Annotated in this window: 8 protein-coding genes; 7 read left to right on the top strand and 1 reads right to left on the bottom strand. The window is 67.3% G+C overall.

Translation table 11 applies throughout. The annotated features are described in order from the left end of the window. Nucleotides 1-345 precede the first annotated feature (345 nt). On the top strand, nucleotides 346-705 hold the full coding sequence (locus KME78_RS28555; protein WP_219532457.1) for a hypothetical protein: 360 nt from the start codon (nucleotides 346-348) through the stop codon (nucleotides 703-705). Further along, nucleotides 702-3,485 (top strand): tetratricopeptide repeat protein, encoded by a 2,784-nt coding sequence (locus KME78_RS28550; protein WP_219532456.1) that lies wholly within the window; start codon nucleotides 702-704, stop codon nucleotides 3,483-3,485. Before KME78_RS28555 ends, KME78_RS28550 begins: the two co-directional genes overlap by 4 nt. 181 nt (nucleotides 3,486-3,666) lie before the next feature. Here KME78_RS28550 and KME78_RS28545 read toward each other — a convergent pair whose 3' ends face one another. Beyond that, complete coding sequence (locus KME78_RS28545) at nucleotides 3,667-5,640, bottom strand: right-handed parallel beta-helix repeat-containing protein (RefSeq protein ID WP_219532455.1); 1,974 nt, start codon at nucleotides 5,638-5,640, stop codon at nucleotides 3,667-3,669. A gap of 251 nt (nucleotides 5,641-5,891) precedes the next feature. On the opposite strand from KME78_RS28545, the gene KME78_RS28540 reads away from it, so the two are divergent. The 5 genes from KME78_RS28540 (at nucleotide 5,892) to KME78_RS28520 (ending at nucleotide 12,995) form a co-directional block, all read left to right on the top strand. Further along, nucleotides 5,892-7,997, top strand: a complete 2,106-nt coding sequence (locus tag KME78_RS28540) for a WD40 repeat domain-containing protein (RefSeq protein WP_219532454.1) — start codon at nucleotides 5,892-5,894, stop codon at nucleotides 7,995-7,997. A 114-nt stretch (nucleotides 7,998-8,111) separates the two neighbouring features. Then, nucleotides 8,112-9,431 carry a glycosyl hydrolase family 28-related protein gene (locus tag KME78_RS28535; protein ID WP_219532453.1) on the top strand — a complete coding sequence of 440 codons (1,320 nt, stop codon included), beginning with the start codon at nucleotides 8,112-8,114 and terminating at the stop codon, nucleotides 9,429-9,431. Between the two features lie 781 nt (nucleotides 9,432-10,212). Beyond that, nucleotides 10,213-11,058: a peptidoglycan-binding domain-containing protein gene (locus KME78_RS28530; RefSeq protein WP_219532452.1), complete on the top strand. Its 846-nt coding sequence runs from the start codon at nucleotides 10,213-10,215 to the stop codon at nucleotides 11,056-11,058. 66 nt (nucleotides 11,059-11,124) lie between these two features. Further along, a complete protein-coding gene (locus KME78_RS28525; RefSeq protein WP_219532451.1) occupies nucleotides 11,125-12,018 on the top strand; it encodes a peptidase inhibitor family I36 protein in 894 nt (297 codons plus the stop codon). Between the two features lie 35 nt (nucleotides 12,019-12,053). Further along, the gene (locus KME78_RS28520; RefSeq protein WP_219532450.1) at nucleotides 12,054-12,995 is read left to right on the top strand and encodes a SpoIID/LytB domain-containing protein; all 942 of its coding nucleotides are present in this window, start codon (nucleotides 12,054-12,056) and stop codon (nucleotides 12,993-12,995) included. Nucleotides 12,996-13,008: the final 13 nt, after the last annotated feature.

Genomic DNA, 13,008 nt, shown 5'->3' with positions numbered 1-13,008 from the left:
ACCGTGCCCTCCGCCCCTCTGCCTCCCGCAAACGGGTCGCGTCCTCGGAGCGGTGTGAATTCCTCGACGAGGTAGGTGCCGTGAGCGGATCTTAGGCGGCCTCGGTCACAGATGCCAAGGCCGCGCCGGCCTCGGGCGGCACAGCGTCACGGGGCGAGGGTTGAACGGGGCCGCCTCGTCCTCGTAGCCGGGGGTCGGTCCGGCGCAGCTGCGCGCGGGAGAATCGGGATCCCTTCGGCCCGCGATGCTGTCAGCGTCATGATCGGAGGACCTCGCGGCCGGTAACGTCGGTGGTCGCCGAGCAGATGTCCAGGCAGGCGAGTGTTCCGCGATGGAAGGGATTCTGTGGCCACTGACGACCTGCGTGACGCCCTTTCCCAGATCGAAGAGGCCATGGGAATCGGTCGCCCCATCGGGGGCGCCAAGCTCCCGGACGCGATCCGTTTCTTCCGCGTGCTGACGTTCCTGCGTGACACCCTGTGTCCGCGGCTCAACAACCTGGCCAAGGCCGCGGACGGCAAGAGTGGTGACCTCGTTGTCGTTCTCGCCGACCTCATCGTGGCGGCCGTGGGCAAGGTGCCCGTCCCCGCCGCGACTGTCGCCAGGGCCATCGTCGGGATCGGGGCTGACCGGTTCTGCGCGAACCCGACCGCCCTCGTGGAAGCCGAAGTACTCCCTTCAGACAGTGGCGCTCCCCCGGGGTGACCGGCCTGGACGGCTGGGCTCCGTTCATCGCCGCGATCACGGAGCACCAGAAGCGGTCCGAGCGCGACGGCGCGTTCCTCCGTGCCCATGCGGAGGTCGAACAGAAATTCATCGATCTTGAAGCATTCCATCGAGCGCTGTACGCGGACGAGGTCACCGCGGAGGAGCTGGCCGCGCTCTGTGGGAGGACGGCGGCGGAGATGGAGCAACTGCGCCGGGACCTGGCCCGCGGCCCGATCCGCTTCACCCCCGCAGAGCCCCCGTCCTGCGCCATCCATCTGTCCGGGTCTTTCACGCGCGTGAGCAAGCTCATGGGTCTGGACCGGGCGCACGAGTTCCTGTTCGCCACGGACTACCGCTACCGACCGCACGCCTCGGTGCAGCAGTGGGCCGAGAACCGGTACCTGGTGCTGATGGGCCGCTACGTGGTGGAGGACATGTGGACGCTGTCGCTCATCCTCGCCCAGCTCGTCGTCCTGACGGGCAGAGCGTTTCCCGACCTGGAGGAGCCGTGGGCACACCCGGACTTCCCACAGGCCCTGCTCGACACGGCCCAGGAGAACCCTTACCTCCACCAGCAGATCGCGTACGGCATGTGCGCCGCGGTCGAAGGCGAGCGGTTCAGGACGGCCGTCGGGGTTGCCGACGACGCGATGCTGACCCCGGTGATGTTCGAGATCGCCCGGGGGGCCATGGATTTCGTGGTCGGCCACGAGTTGTCCCACGTCTACCGAGGCCACCTGCACGCGGCCGGCCGGCCCGCCAACGAGTCCCCGTGGTTCGCGGGCGAGGCCTTCGACCAGGTGCGAGAGACTCCCAACGGCGCCGCCGTGATCGAGACCTACCTGCGTGATTACTGGCCGGCACACAGCCTGGAGCTGGAAGCGGACATGTTCGCGATGATGTCGGCCGCCGACATCGGCGCTTCCGTCGCACAGGATCTGCGGCTGGTGGGCATCCAGTTCGCGGTAAGCCTGCTGTCCTTCCTCGACCGGGCCAACTACCTGATCGAGTTCGGGTACGACCCCGCCGAGGCGATCGGCCTGCGGGAGTACAGCCGAGTGCCCGGACTCGTCGACATGATGCTTCCGATGGCGACACATCCCTGGGGCAAGACACGGGCGACCGCGGTGACCTCCGAGGTGCAGCTCGTCTACCGGAGCCTCGTCGACCCGGTCGAACTGCGCCGCAAAGCGCTCCTGATGCAGGCAGTAGGGAATCTCCTCGGATCGATGAGCGGGCCCGCGCTCAACGCGATCCGGTGGATCAACAGCCGGCCCGGTGAGAGTCTGGCCGTCGTCCTGCCGGACGACAAACTGATCACCCATTACTGGCCGCCGGACGCCACCATCGAGGACGACAGACTGGAACAGCTCGAGTCGAGTGCGTCCCGCTTCTACACCGACTTCGCCGACCCCGCGTTGTCAGCGACCGTGCTTCCGGCCAAGCACGCCGCGGAGATGGTACGGCGTGTCGCGGGCCCCGGCCTGCTGGAGGGCGCCGAGGAGCTGTGCCGCAGGCTGGGGTACCTGGCGCCGGCGGTCGAGCAGGCCGCCGCCTACATGAAGCAGAGCCGGGTTTCGGCGGCGACCTATCTGCAGCTGTTGCCTGATCCCGGCTCCGATGAGCAGACCATTGTTCTGACCTGCCGGGTCACTCTCGCTCGGATCCGGGACGAGTGGGGCATCCTGCCCGAGGCCGTCTTCCGGATCATGGCCTGGTACGCCCCGGACGACATCCCGCTCGAGCTGCTCTACAGCCGGGACGTGTTCCCCGCAGACGAGATGGACGCGGCCCTCACCACGCTGGAGGCGTACGCGCTGATCTCCCTGGACGGCGATGCCGTACGCGTCCATCCGCTCGTCCAGGCCGTCGCGCGCGACGCGGACGCGGTGGAGCCGGAACCGGTGTTTCCTCCCAGCGAGACGCGAGACGTCGCCGTGGCGCTCCTCGATGCCGCCGTCCCGGGATGGCAGGATCCCGACGGCTGGCCGACCTGGCGCAGACTCCTCTCGCACATCGACGTCATCGCCGGCCATCTCGCCACCGACGCGGGACAGGACCCGCCGGTGGCGCTCTGGAACGTCACGGCCCAGTACCTGCTGGACCAGGGCATGGTGGAGCGTGCACTCGGCTACTCCCGGCGGGCCCTGTCCGACGGGCAACGGCTCCAAGGCCCAGACCACCCCGACACCCTGGTCCTACGGCACAACCTGGGCCACGCCTATACCGTCGCCGGTGACTACCCTGAGGCGATCTCCGTCTTGGAGCAAACCGTCACCGACCAGGAGCGGCTGATCGGGGCCCGCCATCCGGACACCCTCACCAGCCGCAACAGCCTGGCAGCCGCGTACCTCGCCGCTGGAGACCTCTCGCGCGCGATCCTGCTGCTCGAACGTACGGCGTCCGACCGTCGCCGGGTCCTCGGCCGTGACCATCCCCACACCCTGGCGTCGCAGAGCGACCTGGCCACCGCATACTCCTCGGCCGGGGAGCTTTCCCGGGCGATCCCGCTGCTCAGGAAGGTCGTCGCCCGCAGCCAGCGCATCCAAGGGGCAGATCATCCGGATGTCGTGATCGCCCGCGGAAACCTCGCGTATGCCTACTCTGCCGCCGGGCGCGTCTCCAAGGCGATCCCGCTGCTCGAACAGTCCGTCGCCGACCACGAGCGGGTGTTCGGACCCGACCATCCCAACACGCTGATGTCACGCACGATTCTTGCCGCCGCGTACGAGGGAGCAGGCGAGCAGGCTGCACGACCTGGAGTCACGCCTGGTTGACCCAGCGGAGGATGTGCGGCTGCGGCGGCCGTCTTGAGCTCACCGAGATCGCGCATGGCGTAGAAATGCTGGCGGTACAGGTTGCTGCGGCTGCAACACGGGGTTCCGTGTTGCAGCCGCTCTTTCGCGCGTAGCGTGCCAGGAAGGCGGGCGGAGGGCCGCTGTTCTCCAGGTCCTTTGCTTATGTCCCGGGACGGATCGCCACATCATCGATCTGGAACGCGGGTCCGGCGGTGCTCGCGTTCCAGACAAAGGTCCAGTCGACGCGGGTCGTGCCCGCGGGCGCGGTGAACGTGCCGCCCGCTTTGGTCCAGGCGGTCTTCTGGGCCAGGGAGATGGCGTCGGTACGCAGCACCGTGCCGGACTCGTCGCGCCACCGCACGTTCCACGTGACGGCAGGCATGGTCGCCACGGCCTCCCGGTACCACAGCGACACGTCATAGCTCGTACCGGCGACCACACCGCTGTATCCGGGGAAGTTGTCCAGCGCCACCGCGCTGCCAGACCCCTGGGTGCTGGTCATCTGCAGCGAGCCCGTGCCACCATGCGCGCTGCCGGTCTGGTGCGCCAGGCTGGACCCGTACCACGCGGTGTAGGGCGCGGTCGTCGTGCCGGACTCGAAGTCCTGCTCGGCGATCGCCGGCGGGGCGGGCGTGCCACCGTCGAACGTGCTGCCGGCGTCCTGGCCGTACTGGGGGCCGACCCAAAGCCCGGGCACGATGCGATTGTCCATGTCGGTGACCTTGAACTGCCACGGTCCCGTGTAGGTGTTGTCGTGCCAGGAGTTGTTCGACCCGTGGACGATCGACTGCTGGATCACGGCGCCCTTGTACGGGGACCAGTCCGGGTACGTACCCCAGTTGGACAGCAGGGCCATCTGCCCGCAGTACTGCGTCGGGCAGCCGCCGTTGACGGCACTGGGGTCGAAGGCGAACGTGTTGTGGTGGACGTCGACGTTCTTCGTCCACCAGCGGCAGTTGGTGTAGAGCGGCTCGCTGGCGATGGCGGGAGCCGAGCACTGTGCTTTGTTGGTCGGTCCGACGATCAGCGTGCAGTCGCCGGTCGTCGAGGCTGGGCTGTTGCAGAACCGGTCGGCGTTCGCCCACGCGGTGATCCCGCCCCAGTTGTTCTCGAGCCGGTTGCCGGTGATCTCGATCTTGCTGGTCCGCGCTGCTACGCGGGGCTCACCATCCGCCTCGGACAGGTAGATCGCCGCTTCGGGGAACGGGTCGCCCGTCGTTGCCCGCTTGGCACCGGAGGCCCAGGCGTTGCGGCGGATGGTGTTGTTCCGGATCACGGCGTTGTAGCTGATCTCGTAGAAGATCGCGAGCGACTCGTTGTCCTCGATGAGGTTGTCCTCGATGAGGAAGTCATTGTTGTTGGTGTCCGCCCAGACCCCCGGCCCGTGGTTGCCGTGGACCCAGTTGCCGGTCACGTCGGCACCGTTCACCGCCCAGAACTTCATGCCACCGGTACATCCGCACCCAGGTTCCTGCTGCTCCCAGTCATCGGTGTTGTTGCCGGTGAACTCGTTGTCCGCCACCACCAGGCCGGTAATGGTGTTGCCGGACTTGTACGCGTTCAGGCCGTACTGCCCGTTGTCCTTCAAGCAGTTGCCACGGATCTTGTTCGTGGCCCCGGCCATCAGCCCCGCGCCACCGTTGTCGCGGATCGTGTTGTGCTCCACGACCCAGCCGTCGCCGGAGTCGTGGTTGACCACACCCTGATCCTTCGGCGCGACGAACCCGGTGATGGTCAGGTACCGGATCGTGACGCCGGTCGCCTGCTGAGTGAACGCGAACAGGTTCAGCCGCTGCCCGTCCAGTACCGCGCCGGGCGCGCCGACGAACGTCGAGCCGTTGCCTGGCATGATCTGGGAGTACTTGTCGGTGCCCAGCGTGTGCGTGCCGGTCTCGAAGTAGTACGTGGTGTTCGCCTTGCGCAAGTCCACGCCGCTGTTGTCGCCCTCAGGGACCACGACCGCGCCGGCGGGCGGTGTGGTCGGGCCGTTCAGCGACGAGCTGCCGCAGACCGCTGCCGTTGCCGTCGTCGTCGAATCGGTTGCCAGATCGACCGCGTCGCCACTTGCCGGCGTCGCGCCGCCCATGACAACCGTGGCGAGAGCCACCAGCGCCACTGGCCAGGTTCTTCGCATTCCCGTACTCCTCCAGGTTTGGCCAGCCTTGGCGCTGTAGCCAGAGCTCGCGCCTACCCCAAGATCAAACGCTGAGAGAGTACTGCAGGGCCGATGCCGATGTCCTTTTAATCCGGATGTTCCGGGTTCGAGCCCCGGGCGCCCAATTAGGCGGGCGGTTGCCTGAGCGCTGTCGCGAAACGTCGGTGCCTCCTGCCAGGCTGTGCACTGCCTGTCCCGGTACCGGTCCTGAGCATCACATCGGAGGCCCCATGTCCACCGACCTGTACGGCGCCCGCGTGCTGGACGTGGCCGACGATCGCCGCAGCGTGCGGCTGCGGGTGTTCGTCGTCTACAACGAGCCCTCCATCGACGGGGGGTTCCCGCTGCCCGACGACGCCGTGTTCTTCCTGCGGCTGCTGTGGGATTTCGCGGACGCGGAGTACGGTGCCCCGCGCCCGCTGGCGCGAGCTTTCGGCCACGAGCCGTTGATGGACGAGGCGTGGGTGGCGGTCAACTCCCGGTGGTTCATCGAGGGCGTGGACCGGCTGTCCACCCGCAACCATCCGATGACGGATGAGCAGTGGGACACGCTGGCGATGTTCTACCGCCTCCGCGACGGCGGCTGGCAGGACGAGGATCAGCTTGTCCAGGGTGACTACGTGGTCCGGGTCACCGACCCGCGCTGGATCGACGGATTGGAACTGGGCGACACCTGCTCCACCGTCTGGGGCGTCGGCTTCGGCGCCACCGAGCCGGACGATGCGGCATACGTGCCCGACTTCACCCGGTCAGCGCACCTGATCGAGCCTTTCCGGGCGGGGAAGGCCCGTCAGGCGAGCGAGATAGCCTTCTCCGACGACGGTAACTACCTGGCCCTTCTCAACTGGAGCACGGAGTTGGTCGTCTACGAGACGTCCGGGTGGACCGAGCGGCTGCGCCTCGACCACGGGGTCGGGCTGCCCTCGCTCATGTGGGTGCCCGGCCGCCCCGTCGTGACGGTGAAGTCGTTAATGGACGACGAGCAGTGGGCGTATGACATGGAGGCAGGCGCGGTGACCGAGGTGCCGCACGAGCCGGGGAACGTCCGGTCCCGTACGGGCCGATATCGCGCTCGATACCTCCTCCCTGGGGTCGAGTTCCTTGACGTCTCCGGCGCCCCGGACGACTCGGTGACGCTGCCGGACGACATCGACCCCGGTCGCGTGCGGCAGGTGGCGTTCGACGATGAGGGGTCCCAGATGCTCCTGATCAGCCAGGATCGTCCAGACATCACCGTCGTTGAGACCGAGACCGGCCGCATCCGCAGCCGGATCGCGACGGACTGGGGCTGGGTGAGCGACGTCGCGGTCACCCCCGGCGGCCGGCACGTGCTCATCTCTCAGAGCGCCTTCGCCTCGGACGATCAGCGTGAGCCGAGCGTCTGGCGGATGTCCGACGGTCGTCCCGTCCTGCGCGGCTCGCTGGGGCGCCAGGCGAACCTCGTGGCCTGGTCGCCCGACGGCCGCTGGGTCGTCGTGGAGAGCCGGATCAAGGAGAAGGCGCCCAGCAGGCTCGACGTCTTCCCCGTGGGTCTCCCCGTCGAGCCTCCCGCGGAGTTGCGGGGCGTCCTGACCGAGGGTGGGGAGTCCCATGGCCACGCGCACGACCCGACCGTACGGCCCACCGCACAGCTGATCGCGGACACCAAGGCCCAGACCACCGAGCCCCAGGCCGAGACGGAGAGCCGGACCGCGGCGTCACGTCGAGCCGGGATCGCGCGGCAGACCGCCGATCGGCTGTGCGACGAGAAAGACTGGGCGGGCGCGCTCACCGCATACCAGCGGTCCGTGGACGCGTGGCGGGCGGCGACCGGCGAGGAATACCCGCATCAGGCCCGCTGGGGCCTGCTCTACCTGGCCCAGATGCACGGCATGCTCCACGACTTCGAGAGGTCGCGCCCGCTGCAGCTCAAGCTGCTCGAGATCTTCGCCGAGTCCCAGGACCGCGAGGAGCGGGAGATCGCGGTGATCGCGGCCCTGAGGATGGGCCTGGACTACAAAGAGGAGCGGAAACTCGCTGAGGCCGAGCCCTGGTTCCAGCAGGTGATCGACTCCGGCGACCGCCGCCACATCCCGACAGCCGTGGCCCACCTCGCCGAGCTGCACTACCAGATCGGCGACAAGGAGCGATCCGCCCGGCTCTACGAGAGGGCCCTGGAGATCAGCGACGATCCGGAGTTCGTGGCCGAGGCGGCTTACCGGCTCGGCGAGTATCTCGCGGAAGCCGGCGACCCCGCCGACACGGCGCGGGTAACCGAGCTGATGAAGATCGTGCTGAGCAGTGGTTTCGATGGCTTCGACGACAATGCCCAGCGCCTGCTCGCCCGCATCCGGTAGGGCCTCCGCAGGCAGGTCACGGCCCTGCAGCGATCGGTGACTCTAGGACTGATTTAATCCACAAGTCGATCTCTAGGAGGGGGCTGTAGCGTGACGGAGCCGAAGAGTCCGAGTATGGGGCGTAGGGCGTTGTGGGGCACCGCCGCAGGGCTGGTGGGTGGCGCCATGATCGCGAAGACCCCGTCCGCGGCGGCGGAGACGGCTCCGCTGGACTGGTTCAACGTCAAGAACTACGGGGCGCTCGGCAACGGGGCCGACGACGACACCCCGAAGATCCAGGCCGCGATCGATGCGGCGGTGGCCGCTGGAGGCGGGACCGTTTACTTCCCCGCGGGGGTGTACGCGGTCACCCCGGCGGCCGACGGCCCGGCCTTGTCCATCGGCGGCAACGGAATCCGGCTGGTCGGCGCGAGCAGCAAGGCCGCCACGCTGGTCAAGAAGGCGAACGGCATCCTGTTGCGCATGTCCGGAGCCCCTACCGACACGAGCGGGTCGAAACATCGGCGCTACTGTTCGATCGAAAACCTCGGGTTCAACGGCAATGGCAAGACCGGGTTACTGCTCGAGCTTTACTACAACGACAACTCCTATTTTCGCGATGTTTTCATGTCGAGCAACAACGACCTGTGCATCGACGCCGTCGAGCTCTGGGACTCCAGGTTCTACAATCTGGTGATCGAGGAGAGCACCGGCACGGCCAACAGCACTACTCAGCCCAACGTGTGGCTCCGAAACTCCTCGGCCACGACCGGCTGGGGATACAGTGCCGACAACGTCAACCAGATCCATTTCATCGGATGCCGCATGGAGGCATTCGGCACCGGCGCCCTGTGGATCACCCAGGGCACCGCGAAGAACAACAATCCCAACGGGATCTATCTGACGGACTGCAAATTCGAAACCTCCAGGATGCAGGGCGGCCCTCATCTGAAGGTCGACGCGTCCTGCAGGCACGTCTACGCGTCCAATATCTATGCTTACGCGGGTGGTTTCGCCACCGGCTATTCCACTGCGCAGAACATCATCGCCTGGGCGGGAAGCGTCGGCGCCCTGGAGAACGTGCTGATCGCCAACGGCTCGTCGGCGACGGTCAACTCCGGGATCGATCTCTACTCCGGGTCCGGCTCGACCGCCGTCCTGCGTAACGTCGTGGGGCGCTACTCCACGAAGCCCACCGGCAGCCACATTTACTACGAAGCTTCAAGCACCGGCGATTTCCGGGTGGAGAACTGCTACTCGAACATCGGAGTGCAGTCCGGCGGCACCATCCCGACCAAGAACCAGCCGAACCCGCCGCTGCGGATGGTCGCGGGCGCGGTCAGCGACGCCTCGTTCACGCACACCCCGGTCGACGGGACACTCGCGGTCGACTCGACCAACAGACGCCTCTACGTACGAGTAGGCGGCAAGTGGCTGTCGACGGCGCTGAGTTAGCGGCGGCCGGTCGGGGACCCCACGCCGCGTGTGCCTGCCTTCGTGAGAGCGCCGGCCTCCAGGAGGGTGTGGAGGTTCAGCGTGGACGGCGGCCCAGCTCAAGGCGGACATGACGGCCTGGCAGCGCTCCATCGCCCAGACCGTCAAGAACAACTACGTCAACGGCACGATCCCGGCGGTCCGGTAGCCGGGGAAGCCGCCCCAGGGCAACCCCCAGAACACGGCCGGCCCGCCGAGCCCACCCACGTCACCACTCGCACCCACAGCGCCGGACGGATCGCCCGGTCAGAGCGACGCGAGGGTAGGTCAGTGGCCGTGCGCAGCCCGTAGCGCACGATGGCCACGGTGAGCGCGGCGCTGGGCCGCCCAGCCGACGGCCGGCCAGGCGAGTCGTACGCGTGACTTCATGACGCTGAAGACAGGTCGCCCGCCCTTCCTTGGAGGGTGAGTCTGGTCCCCGGCATTGGGGAGGTCGATCCGCGCGACGCGATCTGCGACCGATCCGAGCCGCATCGCTTCCGGCGTCACGCGGCGTACAACGTGATGACCGCGGGTGTCGTACACCCGGGGTTATCGACTTCTTGGACAGCCCGGTGGTCCCCCGTACGACCTCGGCGGGCTGTGTGTCTCGCTCGCCATCAGATCGCCTGTCAACTGGGCGTACGCCTGTCCGAGGGCACTGTCGGACAGGCTGACAACACCGATCTTCTTGCGGACATGTGAGCAACCCGAAAAGTTGGTTTCCGCCGCACAGGAATCGCCCCCTGCCCCTGGAGACACGATGAAGTTGCCCGCATACGCCGCTGCACTCATGCCGGCCGTCCTGTTCGCCTCGCTGGCTGGAATGTCCGGGGCGGCGGCGGCACAGGCGGCCGGCGCTGGGGCCCTTCCGAGCGTGAACATGGAAGCCACGGTCAAGGCGGCCCAGATCGACCCGCGACGGCCCGACAGCACGCTGACCCCGGGTTCCAAGGCCAGTGTGCTCCTCGTTGAGGAGGCGCTGCGTGACCGGCAGCTCCTCGACGCGAAGTGGGTCGACGGTTACTTCGGCTCCACGACGGTCACCGCCTATGCGAAGTATCAGAAGTCGCTCGGCCTCACCGGTCTCGACGCCAACGGCCTGCCGGGCAAGGGGTCGCTCGCCAAGCTCGGAGCCGGCCGCTTCACCGTCACCAGCAGCATCGACCCGGGCGCCCGGGTGTCCGTCGGCACCGCCGTCATCAACACCCGCACCCGGAACATGCTGGCCGAGGCGAAGCGCCTGCTCGGCCGCGATCTCGCGCTGGATCAGGGTTCGTACAACCCCGGCGGCGACCCGACGTCCGTGGGCACCCACGATGGCGGCGGCGTCATCGACGTCTCGGTAAAGGGGATGACCGCCGCCACCCGCACCGCGGTCTGCCGCGCGTTGCGCCGTGTCGGCTTCGCGGCCTGGGTGCGCAGCCCCCAGCAAGGCGACTGGCCGTGGCACATCCACGCCGCCGCCATCAACGACACCAGCCTCTCCAGCCAGGCCCAGCACCAGATCGGTGACTACTACCTGGGCCAGAACGGGCTCGCCGGCCGTGGGCCGGACGACGGCCCGAAGGTGACCATCCGCACCTGGGAGGAGTACCAGCGCCGCTGAGCCCTCCGAAACCAAGCTCCGCTGACCATCCGAGTCCTAGAAGCACCGCAGACAAAGGAGAACACCATGCGTACTTTCACCAGGATCCTCACCGCGACGACCGCCGCGATGGCGCTCGGCGGGACGGTACTGGCCACCGCGGCGCCCGCCTCGGCGGCCAGCCGGGACGGCGTCTGTGACAGCGGCGAGTTCTGCTACTACTTCAACAGCAACCAGCAGGGCTCGGTCTCCGACTTCACCACATCGGTCTCCGACTACGACACCACGCAGCCCACCTGCTACGACTTCAAGGGCCCCGGCGAGGGCAAGGGCAAGTGCATCAAGAACGCCGCCGCCTCCGCCTGGAACCGCAGCAGCAAGAAGGTCCGTGTCTACTTCAACTCCGGCAATACCGGCACCTATCAGGACTTCGCCCCTGGCGCCAAGGCCAACCTGATCCCCGCCCTCAAGAACCAGAACGCCTCGCACGAGTTCAACCCGTCGTCGACGACGCGCACCAACATGTCGTACGCGCTGTACGCGAGCTCCGGCGGCGGGATCAGCTGTGGCTTCGACGGTTACACCTCCACCTCCGGACGGCATGAGGGCATCGACATCGCCCGCGGCATCGGCTCGGATGTTCACAACCTGGTGGCGGGCACGATCACCAATGTCCAGTTCGGCTCCACCGGCCGGGCCGGACTGTCCACGATCGCCGTCTACAACTCCGCGGCGAACAAGACAGTGATCTACCTGCACTCCGCTCCGCGGTCCTCCCTGCGGGTGGGCCAGACGGTCAGCCGCGGCCAGATCATCGCTGACGAGTCGTGGCACGGGGTTTCGAGCAGTGGGTCCGCGCACACCCACGTCGAGATGCGCCCTGGACGCCAGACGCGGGCGTCCAAGAGCGTCGGCGACCCGAACCTGGAGAACCCGAACCCGACCTCGTTCTGGAACTCCCAGGGCTACAACGTCCGATAACGCACCCTGACCGCTGACAAAAGAGGAAGACACCTGTGCCTTCACGAACTGTACGGCTGATCTCGGGGCTCACCGCGACGATGGCGCTCGGCGGAACCATGCTGGCCACCGCGACGCCCGCCTCGGCCGCGAGCCGCGACGGCGTCTGCGACACCGGCGAGTTCTGCTACTACTTCAACAGCAACAACCAGGGCTCGGTCTCCGACTTCACCACATCGATCCCCGACTACTCCACTACGCAGCCCAGCTGCTACGACTTCAAGGGGCCCGGCGAGGGCAAGGGCAAGTGCATCAAGAACGAAGCCGCCTCCGTCTGGAACCGCAGCAGCAAGAAGGTCCGCGTCTACTTCAACACCGGACTCACCGGCACGTACCAGGACTTCGCTCCAGGTGCCAAAGCCAACCTGAACGCCACCCTCAAGAACCAGAACGCCTCGCACGAGTTCCTGGGTAGTACCTTGCCGCCGACCCAATGCAAGACCGACGGCACGGACAGCAAGCTGCCCACGACGATCCTCGTGTACCGCGAGTCCCTCAATCGCGTGGAGCGCGTGGACTTCAAGACCTACGTCAAGAACGTCCTGCCCAACGAGTGGGTGACGTCCTGGCCGAGCGAGTCCCTCAAGGCCGGGGCGATGGCCGTGAAGAACTTCGGCTGGTACTGGGCGCTGCACTCCGCCAGCAAGACGCCGAGCGGCCAGTGCTTCGACGTCTATGACCACACCTCGAGCCAGGTGTACAAGCCCGGCTCGGCGAAGGCGGTGACGAACGCCGCGGTGGACGCGACGTGGGGCACCCGGCTGACTCGCAACGGGAAGATCTTCCGAGCCCAATACTGCTCCACGACGACGGCGTGCGGCAACTGGGTCAACGGCGACTGGATGTCGCAGTACGGCTCTCGCGACAAGGCCAGAGCGGGCTGGACTTACTCCAGGATCCTCAAGAACTACTACACGGGGATCGTCATCGGCTCCTGATCCCTCTGAGCTC

The sequence above is a fragment of the Nonomuraea guangzhouensis genome (assembly GCF_019396345.1).
GTDB lineage: Bacteria > Actinomycetota > Actinomycetes > Streptosporangiales > Streptosporangiaceae > Nonomuraea > Nonomuraea guangzhouensis.
This window is presented reverse-complemented; position numbering and strand designations above follow the sequence as displayed.

Excerpts from the sequence above, each read along its gene's own strand:
- KME78_RS28545 (WP_219532455.1), bottom strand. The coding sequence starts at position 5,640 with ATGCGAAGAACCTGGCCAGTGGCGCTGGTGGCTCTCGCCACGGTTGTC.
- KME78_RS28540 (WP_219532454.1), top strand. The coding sequence starts at position 5,892 with ATGTCCACCGACCTGTACGGCGCCCGCGTGCTGGACGTGGCCGACGAT.
- KME78_RS28535 (WP_219532453.1), top strand. The coding sequence starts at position 8,112 with ATGGGGCGTAGGGCGTTGTGGGGCACCGCCGCAGGGCTGGTGGGTGGC.
- KME78_RS28530 (WP_219532452.1), top strand. The coding sequence starts at position 10,213 with ATGAAGTTGCCCGCATACGCCGCTGCACTCATGCCGGCCGTCCTGTTC.
- KME78_RS28525 (WP_219532451.1), top strand. The coding sequence starts at position 11,125 with ATGCGTACTTTCACCAGGATCCTCACCGCGACGACCGCCGCGATGGCG.